Source organism: Orbus hercynius (assembly GCF_003634275.1).
In the GTDB taxonomy this organism is placed as follows: Bacteria; Pseudomonadota; Gammaproteobacteria; order Enterobacterales; family Orbaceae; genus Orbus; species Orbus hercynius.
The window spans coordinates 260,516-279,731 of the sequence record NZ_RBWY01000002.1; the positions used below are offsets into that span (position 1 = coordinate 260,516).

The 19,216-nt window shown below is 40.8% G+C and carries 19 protein-coding genes; 5 read left to right on the top strand and 14 right to left on the bottom strand.

Going from position 1 to position 19,216, the window contains the following annotated elements; all coding sequences use genetic code 11:
- Positions 1–29 precede the first annotated feature (29 nt).
- The 4 genes from dtd to rpsT form a co-directional block, all read right to left on the bottom strand.
- Positions 30–464, bottom strand: a complete 435-nt coding sequence (gene dtd, locus DES39_RS06740; protein WP_121145023.1) for a D-aminoacyl-tRNA deacylase — start codon at positions 462–464, stop codon at positions 30–32.
- Entirely contained in the window at positions 461–1,324 is an 864-nt protein-coding gene (locus DES39_RS06745; RefSeq protein ID WP_121145024.1) for a virulence factor BrkB family protein, read from the bottom strand. The genes dtd and DES39_RS06745 overlap by 4 nt, the downstream gene beginning before the upstream one ends.
- A gap of 42 nt (positions 1,325–1,366) precedes the next feature.
- Entirely contained in the window at positions 1,367–2,047 is a 681-nt protein-coding gene (locus DES39_RS06750) for an SPOR domain-containing protein (protein ID WP_121145025.1), read from the bottom strand.
- A gap of 142 nt (positions 2,048–2,189) precedes the next feature.
- Positions 2,190–2,453 carry a 30S ribosomal protein S20 gene (gene rpsT, locus DES39_RS06755; protein ID WP_121145026.1) on the bottom strand — a complete coding sequence of 88 codons (264 nt, stop codon included), beginning with the start codon at positions 2,451–2,453 and terminating at the stop codon, positions 2,190–2,192.
- A gap of 188 nt (positions 2,454–2,641) precedes the next feature.
- Between rpsT and pgk the strand changes: the two genes are divergently transcribed.
- Together pgk and fbaA are read left to right on the top strand one after the other, a co-directional pair.
- On the top strand, positions 2,642–3,802 hold the full coding sequence (gene pgk, locus DES39_RS06760) for a phosphoglycerate kinase (RefSeq protein ID WP_121145027.1): 1,161 nt from the start codon (positions 2,642–2,644) through the stop codon (positions 3,800–3,802).
- Positions 3,803–3,890: 88 nt separating this feature from the next.
- Complete coding sequence (fbaA, locus tag DES39_RS06765) at positions 3,891–4,970, top strand: class II fructose-bisphosphate aldolase (protein WP_121145028.1); 1,080 nt, start codon at positions 3,891–3,893, stop codon at positions 4,968–4,970.
- An 83-nt stretch (positions 4,971–5,053) separates the two neighbouring features.
- On the opposite strand, the gene priA is transcribed toward fbaA, so the two are convergent.
- The 8 genes from priA to DES39_RS06805 all read right to left on the bottom strand — a co-directional run bounded on the left by priA (position 5,054) and on the right by DES39_RS06805 (position 15,499).
- Positions 5,054–7,243, bottom strand: coding sequence for a primosomal protein N' (gene priA / locus DES39_RS06770; RefSeq protein ID WP_121145029.1), 2,190 nt, complete (start codon positions 7,241–7,243; stop codon positions 5,054–5,056).
- A 45-nt stretch (positions 7,244–7,288) separates the two neighbouring features.
- Positions 7,289–7,747, bottom strand: a complete 459-nt coding sequence (locus DES39_RS06775) for a DUF1097 family protein (protein WP_121145030.1) — start codon at positions 7,745–7,747, stop codon at positions 7,289–7,291.
- Between the two features lie 70 nt (positions 7,748–7,817).
- Positions 7,818–8,669 carry a KPN_02809 family neutral zinc metallopeptidase gene (ypfJ, locus tag DES39_RS06780; RefSeq protein WP_121145031.1) on the bottom strand — a complete coding sequence of 284 codons (852 nt, stop codon included), beginning with the start codon at positions 8,667–8,669 and terminating at the stop codon, positions 7,818–7,820.
- A gap of 190 nt (positions 8,670–8,859) precedes the next feature.
- The gene (gene trpA / locus DES39_RS06785) at positions 8,860–9,684 is read right to left on the bottom strand and encodes a tryptophan synthase subunit alpha (protein ID WP_121145032.1); all 825 of its coding nucleotides are present in this window, start codon (positions 9,682–9,684) and stop codon (positions 8,860–8,862) included.
- Positions 9,681–10,874 (bottom strand): tryptophan synthase subunit beta, encoded by a 1,194-nt coding sequence (gene trpB / locus DES39_RS06790; protein ID WP_121145033.1) that lies wholly within the window; start codon positions 10,872–10,874, stop codon positions 9,681–9,683. The genes trpA and trpB overlap by 4 nt, the downstream gene beginning before the upstream one ends.
- 13 nt (positions 10,875–10,887) lie before the next feature.
- Positions 10,888–12,258 (bottom strand): bifunctional indole-3-glycerol-phosphate synthase TrpC/phosphoribosylanthranilate isomerase TrpF, encoded by a 1,371-nt coding sequence (gene trpCF, locus DES39_RS06795; RefSeq protein WP_121145189.1) that lies wholly within the window; start codon positions 12,256–12,258, stop codon positions 10,888–10,890.
- 35 nt (positions 12,259–12,293) lie between these two features.
- Complete coding sequence (gene trpD, locus DES39_RS06800; protein ID WP_121145034.1) at positions 12,294–13,943, bottom strand: bifunctional anthranilate synthase glutamate amidotransferase component TrpG/anthranilate phosphoribosyltransferase TrpD; 1,650 nt, start codon at positions 13,941–13,943, stop codon at positions 12,294–12,296.
- Positions 13,943–15,499 (bottom strand): anthranilate synthase component 1, encoded by a 1,557-nt coding sequence (locus DES39_RS06805; protein WP_121145035.1) that lies wholly within the window; start codon positions 15,497–15,499, stop codon positions 13,943–13,945. The genes trpD and DES39_RS06805 overlap by 1 nt, the downstream gene beginning before the upstream one ends.
- A 335-nt stretch (positions 15,500–15,834) precedes the next feature.
- Between DES39_RS06805 and DES39_RS06810 the strand changes: the two genes are divergently transcribed.
- The gene (locus DES39_RS06810; protein WP_170143361.1) at positions 15,835–16,419 is read left to right on the top strand and encodes a biotin transporter BioY; all 585 of its coding nucleotides are present in this window, start codon (positions 15,835–15,837) and stop codon (positions 16,417–16,419) included.
- Between the two features lies 1 nt (position 16,420).
- Positions 16,421–16,990: a YiiX/YebB-like N1pC/P60 family cysteine hydrolase gene (locus DES39_RS06815; protein ID WP_121145037.1), complete on the top strand. Its 570-nt coding sequence runs from the start codon at positions 16,421–16,423 to the stop codon at positions 16,988–16,990.
- A 5-nt stretch (positions 16,991–16,995) separates the two neighbouring features.
- Here DES39_RS06815 and DES39_RS06820 read toward each other — a convergent pair whose 3' ends face one another.
- Together DES39_RS06820 and DES39_RS06825 are read right to left on the bottom strand one after the other, a co-directional pair.
- Positions 16,996–17,754, bottom strand: a complete 759-nt coding sequence (locus tag DES39_RS06820; RefSeq protein ID WP_121145038.1) for a glycosyltransferase family 2 protein — start codon at positions 17,752–17,754, stop codon at positions 16,996–16,998.
- A complete protein-coding gene (locus DES39_RS06825; RefSeq protein WP_121145039.1) occupies positions 17,747–18,577 on the bottom strand; it encodes a glycosyltransferase family 2 protein in 831 nt (276 codons plus the stop codon). Before DES39_RS06825 ends, DES39_RS06820 begins: the two co-directional genes overlap by 8 nt.
- 156 nt (positions 18,578–18,733) lie before the next feature.
- Between DES39_RS06825 and coaD the strand changes: the two genes are divergently transcribed.
- Positions 18,734–19,216 (top strand): pantetheine-phosphate adenylyltransferase, encoded by a 483-nt coding sequence (coaD, locus tag DES39_RS06830; RefSeq protein WP_147405427.1) that lies wholly within the window; start codon positions 18,734–18,736, stop codon positions 19,214–19,216.

Sequence of the window (19,216 nt, forward strand, 5' to 3'; positions counted from 1 at the left end):
CTTACTTCGTTTATTGCGAGGGATTGATATTAGATTTGCAACCAGAAAGTTACGGGGCCATCATTGACCAATGATATTTGCATATCGGCGGCAAATATACCTGTTTGGGTTGGTAGCACTTTATGGCAATAGTTAACAAAGTGTTCGTATAGGTGCTTTGCAAGAATTGGCGGAGCGCTTTTACTAAAGCTTGGTCTCATACCTTTTTGGGTATCGGCTGCCAACGTAAATTGTGATACAACCAGTATTTGCCCTTGAATTTGTTGCACGTTCAGATTCATCTTGCCATCGCTGTCGCCAAACACACGGTATCCAAGAACTTTATCACATAGTCGCTGTGCTTTTTGTTCATCATCGTGTTGTTCAACGCCAAGTAAAACCAGTAAACCCTGCTCAATCTGACCAACTATTTTGTTTTCGACTTTAACGCTAGCGTTGGTGACGCGTTGAATAAGGGCAATCATAGATTGTTGGTTCCCGAGTTGATTGAAGTCGATTGATTCGTTAGCGCTTTACGGCGGTTGTTAAACTCTGATAATGCCGAGGCAAATTCAGCGCCAAATAAGATAATACACCAAGAGAAATAGATCCAAATCAGAAGTAATGGTATTGATGACAGCACACCGTAAATTAACTGATAAGTGGGGAACGATGAGACATATAGTGTAAAGCCTTTTTTACCTAACTCAAATAACATTGCGGCAATAATTGCCCCTATCATGGACTCTTTTATTGGTACTGATTCGGTCGGTACGATGCAGTATAATAACCAAAAACCAATAACCGAGATAACAAATGGCAAGAAGCCTAAAAAAACGTGGCTTACCGGGTTATCAGATAACCAGTTTACTGAAAAAATATAAGAGCTGATGGCAATACTCGCTCCAATGAGCATTGGCCCGAGTGTCAATATAGTCCAATATATCGTTAAGTTATACATGATTGAACGTGTGCGCTTAGTACGCCAAATATAATTTAAGGCATTATCAATTGAGCGAATAAGTAGTAATGAGGTAGCCATTAAACCAATTAAACCAAATACTGTCATGCGGTTAGTATTGGCGATAAATTGATCCAAATATTCTTGGATAGTATCACTTGCAGCTGGTGCAAGATTGTTATAAACCAGCGTACGAAAAGCTTGGCTAGCTTCATTAAATATCGGAAATGCTGAGAGCAGTGAAAAAATAACCGTGATTAATGGCACCAGTGCTAAAATGGACGTATAGGCAAGGCTTGCTGCCGATGTTGTTAATCTATCACGATTGATTCTTTGCCATAAAATGACGATAAACCGCAAAAGATTAGTGATTGTTGGCTTCATTCTATCTATTAGCACCATGTCAGCATGACCTATAGTAAACAGTTATTTTTGGGTTGTAATACAACTCGTTGTGCCATTGCTTTTAAGCATTGCAACCACTTTGTCTGCTTCTGCTTTGGATGGGTAAGGGCCAACTAGTACACGATAAAACTTTTCATTTTTGACAAAGCCGCTCACGCCAATCATTGCAAGTTTTGCTTTTAATGACTCGGCATTTCCCTTATCTTTAAATGCACCGCATTGCAATAACCATGTGCCAGTTTGTTCACTGCTACTCGATTGCGTTTTTGGTGGCTCGATTTTTACAGGCGGAGCTTGAGTATTGTTTTGCACGGAATTAATTGCATTACCAATAGCCACAGGAGCTTTTGGGGGAACGATTTGCTTATCGGTACTAAAGCTATCTAGAATTTTTTGACGTTCTTTTTCTTGAGCCGATGGGGGGATTTGTGATGATAGAATTTGATTATCACCATCTGGGTTTTCTAATTCTTTTAAATAGGTCCAGCGTTCTTCAGGTTTATCAGGAAGTGTGGCTTGTGGTCGTTCGGTCACATTTGCCGTTGGAATAACAGGTTTTTTTGTTTTATTTGTGGAGACAAAGTACAAAATCGCGACAAATAAGATAACCAATATCACGGCGATAGCCATCATCAAATTGGGAATGATACGTGAATTGCTTTTTGCTTTCGTTTTCTTTTTGACATAATCACGCTGTGCCACAGTAGACTCTCTTTAGACTTTAAACTTTAATGCGATAAATTACCATAATATACAAATAAAAAAAGTGGCTTTCACCACTTTTTTATTAAATTGAAATCTAAAATACACCCAAAACTCAGTGTATTACTAGGTTTATAAACAATTATGCAATCGCATTAATTTGTTTAATTAAATTCGCTTTATGGCGCGCAGCTTTATTTTTGTGGATTAAACCACGAGCCGCTTGACGATCAACAACTTCTTGCATATCTTTGTACGCATTTTGTGCTGACTCTTTATCGCCCGCTGCAATAGCTGCGTAGACTTTTTTGATATAAGTACGCATCATTGAACGACGACTAGCGTTGTGTTTACGGCGTTTTTCAGATTGAACTGCACGCTTCTTAGCTGATTTAATATTAGCCAAGGTCAACTCCCAAATTAGATGAACTAATAAATGTAATTATCATTAAGGCGGGAAAATATGCCTTATTTACCTAATTTTGTCAATAAGAAATTTTTGCTAAATCCTATTTTAAATTTATCTGCTATAAAATATTTGTGTTAAACTGTCTACAGTTTATTGAATTTGATTATTTTGAAAGAGGAAATTTCATGGCTATTATTAATATGACTGATCTTGATCTTAAAGGTAAACGTGTTTTTATTCGTTCTGATCTCAATGTGCCAGTTAAAAAGGGTAAAGTAACGTCTGATGCCCGAATTCGTGCTTCATTGCCAACGATTGAACTTGCTATTAAGCAAGGTGCAAAAGTGATGGTCACTTCACACATCGGACGCCCAACTGAAGGTGAGTATAACTCGGAATACTCGTTACAACCAGTAGTTGATTACTTAAAAGAGCACGTGAGTTTCCCTGTTCGATTAGTCAAAGATTATTTAGAGGGTGTTGATGTCAAAGCAGGCGAACTTGTTGTATTAGAAAATGTTCGTTTTAATAAGGGTGAAGGCAAAGACGATGAAGTGCTTTCTAAAAAATATGCTGCATTGTGCGATATTTATGTAATGGATGCATTTGGTACTGCTCACCGAGCTCAAGCATCAACGCATGGCGCCGGTAAATTTGCACCTATCGCTTGCGCAGGTCCATTATTAGCGGCAGAATTAGACGCATTAGGTAAAGCGCTTGATAATCCAGCAAGACCAATGGTTGCTATTGTTGCTGGTTCTAAAGTATCAACGAAATTGACCGTACTTGATTCATTATCAAAGATTGCTGATCAAATCATTGTTGGCGGTGGTATTGCCAATACATTTATCGCCGCAGAAGGCTATAATGTGGGTAAATCACTTTACGAAGCAGACCTAATTCCTGAAGCCAAAAAATTGATGGCAAACTGTCAAATTCCGGTACCGAAGGATGTTCGCGTGGCAACTGAGTTTAGTGAGACCGCAACAGCAACGTTGAAATCAGTGAAAGACGTTAAAGAAAATGAACAAATTCTTGATATTGGTGATGCTTCGGCGCAAGAGTTAGCTCAAATTATCAAAAATGCTAAGACCATTTTGTGGAATGGCCCTGTGGGCGTGTTTGAGTTTGCTAATTTCCGTCGTGGTACTGAGATTGTAGCTAAAGCGATTGCCGATAGCGCAGGGTTCTCAATCGCTGGTGGCGGTGATACATTGGCTGCAATTGATCTCTTTGGCATTGAAGATAAAATTTCGTATATCTCAACTGGTGGTGGTGCATTCCTTGAATTTGTTGAAGGTAAGGTTCTTCCAGCGGTTGCAATGCTAGAAGCCAGAGGGAAATAATTGTATAATTATCCCTGCTTGATCAAGGATGAGGAATAATCTCATCCTTTTCTGTTTATATTGATAAAAAATCTATAGGTAAAAAATAATGACGACTAAGATTTCAGATGTAATTAAACCTGGTGTTGTGACTGGCGATGATGTGCAGAAACTTTTTCAGATCGCTCGTGATAATAATTTTGCATTACCGGCGGTTAACTGTGTTAACACCGATACGATTAATGCTGTAATTGAAACAGCTGCAAAAGTACGTTCACCTGTTGTTGTTCAGTTTTCTAACGGCGGCGCACAATTTATTGCTGGTAAAGGTCTTAAATTAGAAGGTCAAGGTAGTGCGGTACTCGGAGCGATCTCTGGTGCTAAACATGTGCATTTTGTTGCTGAAAAATACGGTGTACCAGTATTAGTTCATACTGACCATTGTGCGAAAAAATTATTACCATGGATCGATGGATTATTAGATGCGGGTGAAGCGCATTTTGCTCGTACAGGTAAACCACTATTCTCATCTCATATGATTGATTTATCTGAAGAAAGCTTAAAAGATAATATTGATCTATGCTGCCAATATCTAGCGCGTATGAAATCACTTGGTATGACTCTTGAGTTAGAATTAGGTTGTACTGGCGGTGAAGAAGATGGTGTGGATAATAGCCACATGGATAGCTCAGCACTTTATACTCAGCCTGAAGATGTTGCTTATGCTTATGAAAGACTAAGTGCTATTAGCCCAAGATTTACTATCGCAGCGGCATTTGGTAATGTACACGGTGTGTATAAACCGGGTAATGTGAAATTAACGCCAAAAATTCTTGATAACTCACAAAAATATGTGGCAGAGAAATTTGGTTTACCAAGCAAACCATTGAATTTTGTATTCCACGGTGGTTCTGGTTCAACGCCAGAAGAAATCGCAGAAGCAGTCAGCTACGGTGTAGTGAAAATGAATATCGATACCGATACTCAATGGGCGAATTGGGAAGGTATTTTAAATTACTATAAAGAAAACGAAGCTTATTTGCAGGCTCAATTAGGTAATCCAGAAGGTGCAGATGCGCCGAATAAAAAATACTATGATCCACGTGTATGGTTACGTAAAGGTGAAGAGTCAATGATGGCTCGTTTAGAGTTAGCATTTAAAGAGCTTAATGCAATTGATGTATTATAAGTTTTTGCTGTGTTAACTAAAAAGCCACGCAAAGCGTGGCTTTTTTTATCTCGGTAATCAAAGGCTAACAGTCGTTAAGCCGATTAATTCACGTCAAGCGGATCGACATCAATACTCCAGCGTAAATTTTTCGCCTCAGGCCAGCTTTCAATAGCCATGACAAGTTCATGTAATATGCTTTGTAATTTCGCCCGCTGTGGGTGCTGTAATAATAAATGCCAACGATGATATCCCGCTTTTTTAGCTTGATTTGCTTGAGCGGGGCCAAGTAACCATAGTGATTGGTCAGTAAAATGCGAGTTTAACCAGTTAACGATAGTATGTAAAAATTGCGGCGCATATTGATTATTGCGATCTGCTGCGTGGATTAAGGCTTGATAACTAAATGGCGGTAAGAGTGTCATTTGTCTTTCTTGCAGGGCTTGTTGGGCAAATGCTTGATATCCTTGTTGCAGCAAAACATTGAGTAAAGGATGATCGGGATGGTAAGTTTGTAAAATCACTTCACCAGCTTTATTTTCTCGTCCTGCTCGGCCTGAGACTTGGGTATAGATTTGAGCAAAGCGCTCTGTTGCTCTAAAGTCGCTTGAAAATAGCGCGCCATCAACATCGACGATACCGACTAACGTTACATCTGCAAAGTGGTGACCTTTCGCTAAAATTTGTGTACCAACCAAAATGTGTTTACCGCCTTGATTGATTGCTTGTAAATACTGTTCTAAAGCACCTTTTTTACTGATGGAGTCTCGATCAATACGGCTAACTGGCACATCGGGGAACAGCTGGTTAAGGTGTTTCTCAAGTTGTTCTGTACCAAAACCAATTGGGACTAAATGGGTTGAACCACACTTTGGGCATTGATCCGGGATTGTTCTTGGCGTATCACAATGGTGACAAATAAGTTTATGCTGTTTTTGATGGTAGGTATAAGGCCGATCGCAACGAGGGCATTCTGCTATCCAGCCGCAATCGTGGCAAATCAATAACGGAGCAAAGCCTCGTCGATTGAGAAATAACATCACTTGATTATTATTGGCCAGGTGGACTTTAATTTGATTAATCAGCGGCTGGGATAAACCGGCTGATAAGACTAAACCTTTTATATCAAAAATAGTCTGTTTTGCTAATTTAGCATCACCGGCTCTTTCGGTCAGCATTAAGTGCTGATAACGGTTAAGTTTCGCATTATTGAGGGTTTCTAATGATGGCGTGGCTGAACCTAGAATAATCGGCACATTTTCGATTTTAGCGCGCACCATCGCTAAGTCTCTGGCATGATAGCGCCAACCTTCTTGCTGTTTATAAGAGCCGTCATGCTCTTCATCGATGATGATCATACCCAGATTTTTAAATGGGCTAAACAGCGCAGAACGTGTGCCAACAACGATGGCAATCTCACCATTTTGGCATTGCAGCCACGCTGATAGACGTACTTTTTCGCTCATAGCGGAGTGTAAAATCGCAATAGGCACATTGAAACGCTGTTTAAAACGCGCAATAGTTTGTGGCGTTAAACCGATTTCAGGCACCAGAACCAGTGCTTGTTTACCTTGTTCAATAACCGCTTGGATCGCGTTTAAATAGACCTCTGTTTTCCCCGATCCTGTTACACCATCGAGTAAAAATGCGGCGAAATGGTTTAATTGTTGCGCGATTGCCATAATGGCATCATACTGCTGTGCATTAAGTGCAAATGGGCTTGGATTGGTTAATACCGTTTGTTGCCAATCATTTTTTGCTGTCGTTATGGCGACTTTGGCGATCAAACCTTTGCTGCATAACCCATGATAGACTGCAGGCGAAAAATCCGTTGCATCCAGAGATTGCTGCTTTTGCATTAAGCGTAGTAATGTCTGTTGCTTTTTTGAACGAGACAGCTGCTCGCTATCAACGTTTTTTCCTTGTTCGGTTAATTGCCATACCAAAGTTTCGGTCATGGCGGCAGGGCGGCCTTGTCGTAATAGCACGGGAATTGCGTGAAATAATACTTCGCCAAGCGGATAATGATAATAGTCTGCAGCCCAACGTAAAAATTGCCACATTTGTGCTGAAAATAACGGGCATTCATCAATAATTTCATCAATGCTTTTGAGTTTTTCAATGTCGAATTCGCTATGAGCGCTGGTATTGGTAATAATACCAATAGCATGGCGCTTACCAAACGGGACTTTAACCCGTTGGCCGACCATCACCAAGTGAGCTTGATCATCAGGTACAAGATAATCAAAGACTTGATGTAGTCGAATGGGCAGAGCAACTTGAGCGATGAGCATAGTGAATCAGTGTAATAATAAAATAATGGCTATAGTAACATATTTTTATTGCTGCAAACTTTTACCTGTCATCATTATGCTGATTACTCTGGCGATAAATCCAAATACGATACCTAGCACTACTGCCTGATAAATCAGCACCCAGTCGCCGTTTTGCATCACAAGCAATGATAATGTTATTAATGAACAGGCAAAGTATTTTAAGTACTGTGTTTGGGTGATTAAATAAAGTAAAAATACCATAACGGCAATAATGATTTCCATTTTATAGGCGAAATGCCCTAAGTGTGGCATAATTTGCATATAAATCACGCCAAATAAAATGCCTAATAATGCAGTAAATAGTGTGGTTACAAGGCCAAGCAAATTGGCTTGTGGGGCAGCGAAAAAAAGCGCGCTACTTAATAAACAGTACCAAAATGGTAGTTGCAGATAATGACTCATCCAGACTAATGCCGAGGCGAGTAATGCGGTGATAAGTGCGGCAAAAACGGTTTTACTCATACTATTTCCTTATATCTTCAGACTCTTTGGTCGTTATTATTTATTGTAAAATATGCTATTTTTGGTGCACTTATTGTGGCAATAGCTCACACTGGGTCATTTTACCGCTATCAAATCCCTGTTTGAACCATTGATAACGCTGCGCTGATGTACCATGGGTAAAACTATCGGGAACAATTTTGCCAGAACCTTGTTGTTGAAGGCGATCGTCACCGATTGCTTCTGCGGTATTGAGCGCTGTTTCAAGATCGCCTACTTCAAGGATATTCTCTTTGCTCATTTGATGTCCCCAAAGCCCGGCATAACAATCGGCTTGAAGCTCAAGTTGTACTGACAGTTGATTTTTAATACGTTGAGATTGACCTTGACCAAGCTTATCAATATAGGCAAACGTACCTAATAAATTTTGTACATGATGGCCAATTTCATGGGCAATGACATAACCTTGAGCAAAATCACCGCCACCACCGAGTTGGCGCTTCATCTCTTGGTAAAATGATAAATCGAGGTAAACCGTTTTATCGACACTACAATAAAAAGGCCCCATTATAGCCTGACCCATGCCACATGCCGTTGTGGTAGAGCCTTTATATAGCACAAGCTTAGGTTCGATATACTGCTTACCGATTAGATTAAATTGCTGCTGCCAGTAATCTTCTGTTGAGGCTAAAATAACGGATGTGAATTTTGCCGCTTCTTGCTCCTCTGTTGGCGTACTGGCATAAGTACTTTGCTCTGTATCATTCAATGAGCCATTAAGTAATCCAGTTAAATCTACACCATAATAACCGGCAACGAGAATGATAACTAATAAAACGAAGCCACTTTTACCTTGGATAGGAATACGGCCTCCTATGCTAGAACCAGATTGAGAGCGGCGATCTTCAATATTGTCACTACTTCGTTTATTTTGCCAGCGCATAACATTGCCTTATCGAAATGAAATAATTGATATTTTAGAGTAGAATACGTCTTGATGCTATGTGTGTTGTTGAAAATATATTGATACTACTCAGTATGATGATTACTAAGTGGGTGGTTAAAATTAAGTATTTAATTTAGCCTCGCGATAGCGCACAGCTAGTGGCTGCACGCTTTATTATGGCAAAATATTATCGTTGAGTCGCGTTTTTCATCGTGTGAACAAATGCGGCTAATTTATCTAACATCACTACTGGATTATCAAGATTCTCTGCAATAATTTTAACGGTTGCTGAGCCTGCAATCGCACCGGCTGCGCCAGCTTGAATCGTTTTGCTCACTTGTTCTGGTGTTGAGATACCAAAGCCTTGAATAGCCGGTGGTGCACCATATTGCTTCAGTTTGGCGATTAAATGGGTTAATGGTGTATTGGCTTTATTTTCGGTGCCAGTTACTCCCGCTCTGGACACTAAATAGGTATATCCTTGACCATGAGCTGCAATCGCTTGTATCACATCATCATCCGCATTAGGTGGGCAGATAAAGATTGGATCGATACCATGTTTTAATGCCGCAGCTTTAAACGGAGCTGATTCTGATAAGGGAACATCGGCAATGAGTACGGAATCAACGCCCGCCTTGGCGCAGCGCAGATAGAAATTATCGATACCTCCCTTAAAAACCAGATTCGCATAGATAAGTAGCCCAATAGGGATAGTTGGGTGCTTCGCTCTCACCTGTACTAAAATTTCAAAACATTTTTCAACATTAATGCCTCCAGCGAATGCGCGTAAATTCGCCTCTTGTATTGTTGGACCATCGGCTAACGGATCTGAAAAGGGAATACCTAATTCTAATGCATCAGCACCAGCGGTGACTAAAGTATCAATAATTTTTAGTGACAATTCTGGGGTCGGATCACCGAGTGCAACAAATGGCACAAAAGCACCGTGGTTGTTTTTAGCAAGCTGAGTAAATAGTGTTTGGTAACGATGTGGATTACTTAACTGACTCATTCGATTTCTCCTCTTGCTTTTAAAATATCATAAACCGTAAAAATATCTTTATCACCACGACCTGATAAATTGACAATCAATAGCTGCTCTTTATTGGGTTGCTGTTTAATGAGTTTTAGTGCATAAGCTAACGCATGGGATGATTCTAAAGCAGGAATAATGCCCTCATGTCGAGATAAGGCTTTAAAGGCATCTAATGCTTCATCATCGGTAATTGACACATATTCAGCGCGGCCAATACTATCGAGGTAAGCATGCTGTGGACCAACCGATGGGAAATCAAGTCCAGCGGAGATCGAATAAGACTCTTCAATCTGACCCTCTTCCGTTTGCATCATTGGCGATTTCATCCCAAAGTATATGCCTAGTTTCCCATGTTTTAGCGATGCGCCATGATGACCCGATTCGATACCGTGACCGCCCGGTTCTACGCCAATTAGTTTAACGTCTTTTTCATCAATAAAATTGGCAAACATGCCAATGGCATTCGAACCACCGCCGACGCAGGCAATCACGGCATCAGGTAGTCGTCCCTCTTTGTCGAGGATTTGTGCTTTCGCCTCTGCGCTAATCATTTGCTGAAATTCACGAACAATGGTTGGAAATGGGTGTGGCCCGGCTGCGGTTCCTAGCATATAGTGAGCGGTTGCGTAGCTACCTGACCAGTCACGCAGTGCTTCATTACAGGCATCTTTTAAGGTGGCTGAGCCGCTAGTAACCGGGATCACGGTTGCGCCCATTAGTCGCATACGAAACACGTTGGGTGCTTGTCGCTCGACATCTTTTGCACCCATATAGATTCGGCATTTTAAGCCCAATAATGCACAGGCTAATGCTGATGCTACGCCGTGTTGCCCTGCGCCAGTTTCGGCTATAATTTCGGTTTTGCCCATTCGTTTAGCGAGTAACGCTTGGCCTAATACTTGGTTAGTTTTGTGTGCACCGCCGTGCACTAAGTCTTCTCGTTTTAAGTACAGTTTAGTGTTGGTGCCGGCGGTTAAATTGCGGCACAGTGTTAAGGCGGTCGGACGACCGGCATAATTTTTTAATAAGTCGCTGAACTCTTTTTGAAATGCTGGATCATCTTTGGCTGCCAGAAAAGCGGCTTCTAATTCATCGAGTACGGGAATGAGAATTTGCGGGACATATTGGCCGCCAAATTCACCAAAATAGGGATCTAATTTCGACATAATGCTTTTCCTTTTAATTGCGATAGGGGTAATTGCGCAGTACGGCAAATAACTGCGCGATTTTATGATGATCTTTGACGCCCGGCGATATTTCAACACCGGAATTAACATCTAGCCCAAGCACACCTGTTTCGATTGCTTGCTGCGCATTATCTGGACTAATACCGCCGGCTAAAATCACTTTCTCAAGGGAGTGATTCGCCAGTAATTGCCAATTGAATGCTTTACCGCTGCCGCCGTTACCGTGATCGAATACATAACGTTTAACCTGGGGATTATTTAAAACTGGGATATCCGCTTGAATGCTGATTGCTTGCCAAATTTGGCAATGCTCCGGTAATTGTGTGCGTAATTGCGCGATATAGGCATCATCTTCCTGGCCATGGAGCTGGACGGCAAATAATTTTAGTGAGTGAGCGATACGGGCAATTTCAGCAATATTTTGATCTTTAAACACGCCAACCCAGCACAGTGGTGCGCCAGCCATAACGGATTGTGCCTGATTAGGCGTAATATAACGCGGTGAGCTTGGTACAAAAATAAGCCCGCCATAAATAGCGCCGGCATCATACGCTGATTGTGCATCATTTGGTGTGGTCAGACCACAGACTTTATTTTCACCCAGTATCACTTTGCGAATGGCAAATTCTAAATCAGCCTCTGACATTAATGCGCTACCAATTAAAAAACCATTAGCGTATTGGCTCAGTTCCAGAACTTGGTTATGCGTATAAATGCCAGATTCGCTGATGATAATGCGATCACTTGGAATCATCGGTGCGAGCTGTTTAGCGCGATTGAGGTCGACACTGAGATCACGTAAATCGCGATTATTAATGCCGATGACTTTGGCATTGAGCTTAACTGCGCGCAAAACTTCATCGGCGGTACTCGCTTCGGTTAGCACGCCCATGTGAAGGCGATGGGCAAGCTCGCTTAGCTGTTGATATTCTTCATCATTTAATACCGATAACATCAATAAAACGGCATCAGCTTGATAGTGCCTTGCCAGATAAACCTGATATTCATCAATAATAAAATCTTTACACAAGATTGGTTGATGGGTGTGGGCTTTCACGATGGGTAAAAAATCAAAACGGCCCTGAAAGTATTTTTCATCGGTTAAGACCGAGATCGCGGCAGCATGATGTTGGTAGACTTTTGCAATTGCTTGTGGATTAAAGTCATCGCGGATCAGCCCCTTTGACGGCGAGGCTTTTTTGCATTCAAGAATAAACACCGAATGTGACTTGGTTAAGGCTTGATAAAAGCTGCGATCACTCGGTTGCAGATCGTTAATAAATATTGATAACGGTTGCTGTAGCTTGCGCTGCTCAACCCATATGGCTTTATCGGCGATAATTTTTTTCAAGACCGTCGCCATTTGCACATCATTACGTAGGGATTCAATTGCCATCATTAACCTCGCTCAGCCAATGCCGATAATAATTGATAAGGTTTTCCGGTGCGCATCATATCCATTGCTTGCTTAGCATTCGCTTTTAAATCATTGTGATCAAATAGCTTCATTAGCATAGCCACATTCACGGCAATCGCTGCTTGATGAGCCGCCTGACCTTGTCCTTGTAGAATATCAATTAACATATCACGATTCTGTTCTGGTGTACCGCCTTCAATATCTTTTAAGGTGTAAGTCCCTAAGCCAAAATCTTGCGGGTTAACCTCGTAGTATTCAATGCTTCCGTTGTTAACTTCGGCGACATAGGTTGTGCCATGTACGGCAACTTCATCCATTCCTGCGCCGTGCACGACCAGCGCATGCGTATAGCCTAGCATACATAATGTTTGGGCGATTGGTGCTAAGAGATCGCGATGATATACGCCCAACAAAATACGCTTAGGTCTCGCTGGATTAATTAATGGGCCGAGAATATTAAAAATGGTTCGCGTTTTAAGCTGCTGACGAACAGGGGCAGCATGACGAAAGCCCGAATGATATTGCTGCGCGAATAAAAAGCAGACCCCTAAATCATCAAGTGCTTGTCTGGCAATATCTGCTGACATATTGAGTTTGATGCCAAGCGCCGCCAGTACATCTGATGAGCCTGATTTACTCGAAACGCCTCGGTTTCCATGTTTGGCAACTTTATATCCCATTGCGGCGGCGACAAATGCGCTTGCTGTTGAGATGTTGATGCTATTAGTGCCATCACCGCCCGTGCCAACAATATCGGTAAAATCATAATCTGGTATTGCAAAATCATCAGCATTGTTAAGTAAAGCGGTTGCAGCACCAGCGATTTCTTCGGGTTTTTCACCGCGAACTTTCATACTAATAATTGCTGTTGCAAGAGTAGTCGGTTGCAATTTCCCTTGGATAATTTGATTGAATAACACTTCACTTTCATCTTTGGTCAGGGTTTTACCTTGATAAAGTTTGTCTAAAATTGGCTGGATATGGCGTTCTTGTTTGTCTTGCACGGTATGCGGATGTTGATGCGGTGCAGTCGTTTCAGTCGTTGATTGTGCCCGTGATAATGCCCATTCAATCGTTTGATTAAGTAATTTGACGCCCTGAATGGTTAAAATCGACTCTGGATGGAATTGAAACCCACACACTCGGTCTTGGTCATGACGTACCGCCATCACAATATTATTAAAGTAAGCATTAATGGTTAATTCGGCTGGGATATTTTCCGCTTTTAATGAGTGGTAACGTGCAACGGGTAATGGGTTGGGGAGATCATGAAACATCTGTTGGTTATCATGTTCAATCAATGAGGCTTTACCGTGTAGAATATCGCCTGCTGGTACAATCGTGCCACCGTAAGATTCAACAATGGCTTGATGACCCAGACAGATACCGATAATAGGCAGTTGCCCTTTGAGCTGTTTTAACAGTTCAGGCATGCAACCAGCTTCGCTTGGTGCACCGGGGCCTGGCGATAAGAATAAAATTGGATCTTGCATATGTGATAATTTTTCTATAATCAGCTGTGCCGGTAACGTGTTACGATAAATGGTAACATGATGACCGCTATAGCGTAGTTGATCGACTAAGTTATAGGTAAAAGAATCAATGTTGTCTAAAAATAAGATATTGGCCATTAGAATGCTCCTTTTACGTTATGCGCGGTTGTAATGGCACGAATGACGGCTCTGGCTTTATTACGTGTCTCATCTGACTCTGCTTGTGGGTTTGAGTCTAGCACTACGCCAGCGCCTGCTTGTACTGTTGCTATACCATCTTCGACATAAGCACTACGAATAACGATACAGGTATCTAAATCACCATTAGCGGTAAAATAACCAATTGCGCCGCCGTAGCTGCCACGTTTGACTTTTTCTGCTTCAGCAATGAGCTGCATTGCACGAACTTTTGGCGCGCCAGTTAATGTGCCCATATTCATTGTGGCTTGATAGGCATGTAAGGCATCTAAATCCATACGTAGCTTACCAACAACGCGTGAAACGAGATGCATAACAAATGAGTAACGATCAACCTTGAGTAACTCTTTGGTATAGCGTGAACCGGGCTCGCAAATGCGGGCTAAATCGTTACGAGCCAGATCAACTAGCATCAGATGCTCTGCTAACTCTTTTTTATCGGTGCGCATTTCCAGCTCTAAGCGACTATCGAGATCATGATCAATTTCCCCTGTCGCTGACAGGCCACGAGGCCTGGTACCGGCGATAGGATAAATCTCGACTTGGTTGGTCTCTTTGGTATATTTTAACGCGCTCTCTGGTGAGGCCCCAAAAATGGTGAAGTCTTGGTCCTGCATGTAAAACATATAAGGGCTTGGATTATTTTGTTTTAAGATATGGTAAGCGGCTAAGGGCTGTGGACATGGTAATTGAAATCGCCTTGATGGCACAACTTGGAAAATTTCACCTTGTTCAATGGCATCTTGCATCTTTTTGATGATGGTATTGAAGTCATCATCACTGAGGTTACAGCTAACATCGCACTGCGATAAGGTTTGTTGGGCGATCGGTTTAAGTGGCAGTGCTAGTTGCGCGCTGAGTTCTTGTAATCTTGATTTAAGTCGGCTTTCTTCTGCTGCGTTGCTAGTAAATAAGCTCGCTCTTAGCTCTGCGGTTTGGTTTTTATGGTTGATCTCAAGCAGTGTTTCTGCCAGATAGACGCAGTAATCTTGGCAGCGCTGCTTTGCGGGTAAGTGAGGCAAATTTTCAAAGCCCATGGCTAAGTCATAACCAAATAAACCACCCAGAAAGATCGCATCAGTACTTGTGTCGCTCGGAATATTAACGAGTTTAAGCGTATTACGTAAAGCATCGAAGATTGAGAGTGAGGTTAAACGAGAATCTTCATCTTGTAAGTGGCTGATAGGTGGGAAGTTAAGCGTTAAGGTGTGCGGTGTTAACTGCTGTTTTTGCACATGTTCTGGGAAAGATTGTGCCAGAAGGGGGAGTAGGCTTAATCCATTGGTTGTCAGTGCTACCACTTCAACGGTTGTATCTAAGGCGGTGATTCTCAGTGCACTATCGACAATCATGACACTTTTAATTCCTTGCTTATTGTCAATTTCTGCAGACTCTAACAATAACGTTGCAGGGCGGTTTGTACAAATATGGTTAAAAATTTGGGTTGGATCATTGTGATAACCAATTGATTGTTTGAGCTGTTTTAATTTAGGCATTTTATTTATTCCTAATCATGAGACTAAACGGCATAAAAAAACCCGCATTAGCGGGCTTTGTGGATTTTATTCATATAGCAAAAAACACATTACCCAATAAATGTAATGCGCCACCAAGAAGATACAACCGTCATTAAGCCTGTCATTATTTGCTATCCAAATACTATTTTGTACTATTAAACTAGTCCACGCTTATTTTGTCAAGCAAATATTGTTTTATATTATCTCACATCTCATTAAAATATAATGTAAACTTAATTTATATTAAATAGTTTACATGTTAAATAAAATCAGGCATGATAATTATCTTTTAATTTATGCAGAATGAATTGGCGATGAAACAACACACGATTACACCTTATCCTACCCTTGTTACCACATTAATTACACTAACGACTTGGCAGCGTAAATTACTGGCAACATCGATTGCAACCTGTATTTTGGCATGTGCGGCAAATATCAGTATCCCAGCTTATCCCGTGCCATTTACCCTGCAATCTCTGGCTGTATTACTGGTTGGTGCATTTTTAGGTCGAAGATTAGGTGCACTTGCCTTATTACAATATTTAGCGGTTGGCGCAATAGGTCTACCGGTTTTTGCTAACGGCAGCGGTGGCATTATGGCGTTAGCGTCGCCTTCTGCTGGTTATTTATATGGCTATGTCGTAAGTGCGTATTTTTCTGGTCTAGCAAGTGAACGTGGCTATGATCGTAAACTATTATCAGGATTGCTAGCATTTGCCTTTGCTCATCAAATTTTATTTGTGTTTGGGGTACTCTACTTAGCGGTTTACTTTAACATCAGCTTAATGGCCGCCATCAAAGTCGGTTACTTACCTTTTGTGGGTTTAGATTTGCTCAAATTTGTATTAGCAACGGTGATTATGTTTATGCTATGGCGATATCGCGCTAAATACTAATATGCTTTACCTTAAAGCCGGAACCATTATTTTTCAAAGCCTGAAGAAACAAGAATCATTTCACTGTGCGGTGAATGCGTCGAGTCGCTTTGAGCAATCTACGGCTCTGACTTGTACTATTAATCATGTCGGTTTGTATGTCGGTAATGATTCAGTGATTGAAGCCACGCGGGGCTATGGTGTGATTGAGCGTACTTTAAGTAATTTTTTATCTGATGGATGTTATCATCTGGCGGCTATTATTAAAGATAGTGCACTGGCTAAGTTGGCCATGACTAAAGCTTATGGCTACTTAGGTTTACCTTATAATCATAGTTTTGAACCAAACGGTGCGGGCCTTTATTGCAGTGAATTGATTATTGAAGCCTTTTCATATCCTAATGGCCAGCATTATTTTCAGCTTTATCCGATGAACTTTGGTGATATTGTGACTAAGCAGATTCTGCCTTACTGGATTGAATATTATCGTTCCTTGGGGCGGGTTATCCCACAAGGAACATTAGGTTCGAACCCTCAACAGCTGTTAAGACAAACATCGCTGTATGATTCGGTATTTCCAATCATAAGATAAATGGCTTAAAGTTTGCCATTTGATTTATACAGATAGTACAGTTTGACATATTTATTCATCGTATAAAAATAGTGATTTACCGATAAAATCCATCCCATTTTACCATCCAAGCAGCCACCTTGAATAAAATAGACTTTCATAAATGCCCACAATGGCCTTAACATAATGTCCTTAAAAAAATAGCATTTTTTATGATTTTTTTTATATTTTTCAGCTGATAATGTTGTGTATTTATTAAATTTATTAAAATATTGTTCCCAATTATCATAGGTATAGTGGTATAAATATCCCGATAGTTTTTGACTTGGGTATGGTGTTACGATCTGTTGATGCACGTAACCTTCTACATAAGTCCCTTGTTTTGGCATTAAGCGGCAAACAAAATCGGGGCGTAAAATACCATGAGTTGCTTTATTAAAGCGGAATTTATTTTGTCGCTGAATCCAGTAAGCTGTTTTATCGTTACGATTCACGGCTTCGCTAATTTGCTGCGCCAGTTCATCAGATACTCGCTCATCTGCATCAATCAGAAAAATCCAGTCATAGCTAGCTTGTTCGATTGCAAATGTTTGCTGCCCCCCCCAATCTCCTGCTAGCGCACGTTGAATAACTTTTGCACCTAAGCTAGTTGCGATTTTAGCCGTATCATCACTGCTATAATCGTCAATGACGATCACTTCTTTAGCAAATTGGCAACTTTTAATACAATCACCAATGTTATGTTGTTCATTTTTGGCCACAATTAAGACCGATATTTCAAGCATGTTTAACCTCAGATGTATGATACGCTAGATGTTGTTTGATGCCATGTTGACAATAGCATTCTTTATTGCTGATGGCTAAAGCGAGTCGTTTATCATTGTCAGCGAGATTACTACGCGTATTTTCATGATGAAATAAATGGTATGCCACACCACCAAAACGTAAATCCTGACGCTTGATCCCGCTATTTAATAACCGCACAATAAACTCACTATCTTCCCGACCCCAGCCTACAAAATCCTCATTAAAGCCATTAATGGTTATAATGTTAGATCGCCATGCCGCTAGATTACAACTCCGAATAGAGTGGTAGGATTTCTTTGAGAGAAGAGGGCTCATTAATGTCGATAATAAAGGACTGCAAATGGCATTCATTTTATTTTTAATATCGGCAGAAAATAAAGAGAGCGATAAACTGTGATCGTGAAAGAGTTGCTCTGTCAGTCTTGGTGTTAAAATAACTCGCCGACCCTGAATAAAATAATCGGGTTTAGCTATTCGCTTATGATCACGGATAAAATGACGATGCAATAACATGTCACCATCAATCATTACAATGTAGTCACTTTGTGCTCGGGCAATAGCTAGATTACGTGATCGAGCTGCGCGAAAGCCTGTATCTTCTTGCCAGCTATGAATTAACGGTACGGGAAAGTGTTGTTGATATTGGTTAATGAGTTGTCTGGTGTCATCCGTTGAGCCATCGTCAGCAATAATCACTTCATTGGGCAACATTGATTGGCGTTCAATTGATCTGAGCACTAATTCAAGTGCCTTAGGCCAATTATAGGTGGTGACAATTAAAGAAACCGATTTTGGTTGCATAATATAATCCGAATAGTTTTCATGCTAAGAGACGTGTTGAATTATTTTAGCCTAATATAAATAAGCTGTATATTTGCTAACAATTCTCACTAAATTTAGGTTATGATATAGCCTTTCATACTTTATATATCATACACAGGTTTACAAATGAAAAAAATGCTTACAGCAATTTTTCCTGGTACGTTTGATCCTATTACCAATGGACATGTCGATCTGATTGCCAGAACTTCTGTCTTGTTTCCTCGGTTAATTGTCGCGGTTGCTGAAAATCCAGCAAAAAATACCTTATTTACGCTAGCTGAGCGAGTTGATTTAGCCTGTTCTGCGCTTGAACATTTATTAAATGTTGAAGTCATTGGTTACTCAAATTTGATGGCGAATTTTGCCAGAGATCATCAGGCGACAGTATTAGTTCGTGGTGTGCGTACAACTTATGATTTTGAATATGAACGGCAATTGGCTGAGATTAACCGTAATTTAAAAGAGGATTTAGATACAATCTTTTTAATGCCTTCATTGGCTACTGGCTTTATTTCATCGACTATTGTGAAAGATGTTGCGTTGCATGAAGGCGAGATTTCAACATTAGTTCCTCAGCATGTTAAAATTGCACTATTAAAGAGAATTGCATCGAAGTAA

Bases quoted from the DNA above. Each gene is read 5' to 3' on its own strand.
- dtd (WP_121145023.1), bottom strand. From the start codon at position 464: ATGATTGCCCTTATTCAACGCGTCACCAACGCTAGCGTTAAAGTCGAA.
- DES39_RS06745 (WP_121145024.1), bottom strand. From the start codon at position 1,324: ATGAAGCCAACAATCACTAATCTTTTGCGGTTTATCGTCATTTTATGG.
- pgk (WP_121145027.1), top strand. From the start codon at position 2,642: ATGGCTATTATTAATATGACTGATCTTGATCTTAAAGGTAAACGTGTT.
- fbaA (WP_121145028.1), top strand. From the start codon at position 3,891: ATGACGACTAAGATTTCAGATGTAATTAAACCTGGTGTTGTGACTGGC.
- priA (WP_121145029.1), bottom strand. From the start codon at position 7,243: ATGCTCATCGCTCAAGTTGCTCTGCCCATTCGACTACATCAAGTCTTT.
- DES39_RS06775 (WP_121145030.1), bottom strand. From the start codon at position 7,747: ATGAGTAAAACCGTTTTTGCCGCACTTATCACCGCATTACTCGCCTCG.
- ypfJ (WP_121145031.1), bottom strand. From the start codon at position 8,669: ATGCGCTGGCAAAATAAACGAAGTAGTGACAATATTGAAGATCGCCGC.
- trpA (WP_121145032.1), bottom strand. From the start codon at position 9,684: ATGAGTCAGTTAAGTAATCCACATCGTTACCAAACACTATTTACTCAG.
- trpB (WP_121145033.1), bottom strand. From the start codon at position 10,874: ATGTCGAAATTAGATCCCTATTTTGGTGAATTTGGCGGCCAATATGTC.
- trpCF (WP_121145189.1), bottom strand. From the start codon at position 12,258: ATGGCGACGGTCTTGAAAAAAATTATCGCCGATAAAGCCATATGGGTT.
- trpD (WP_121145034.1), bottom strand. From the start codon at position 13,943: ATGGCCAATATCTTATTTTTAGACAACATTGATTCTTTTACCTATAAC.
- DES39_RS06805 (WP_121145035.1), bottom strand. From the start codon at position 15,499: ATGCCTAAATTAAAACAGCTCAAACAATCAATTGGTTATCACAATGAT.
- DES39_RS06810 (WP_170143361.1), top strand. From the start codon at position 15,835: ATGAAACAACACACGATTACACCTTATCCTACCCTTGTTACCACATTA.
- DES39_RS06815 (WP_121145037.1), top strand. From the start codon at position 16,421: ATGCTTTACCTTAAAGCCGGAACCATTATTTTTCAAAGCCTGAAGAAA.
- DES39_RS06820 (WP_121145038.1), bottom strand. From the start codon at position 17,754: ATGCTTGAAATATCGGTCTTAATTGTGGCCAAAAATGAACAACATAAC.
- DES39_RS06825 (WP_121145039.1), bottom strand. From the start codon at position 18,577: ATGCAACCAAAATCGGTTTCTTTAATTGTCACCACCTATAATTGGCCT.
- coaD (WP_147405427.1), top strand. From the start codon at position 18,734: ATGCTTACAGCAATTTTTCCTGGTACGTTTGATCCTATTACCAATGGA.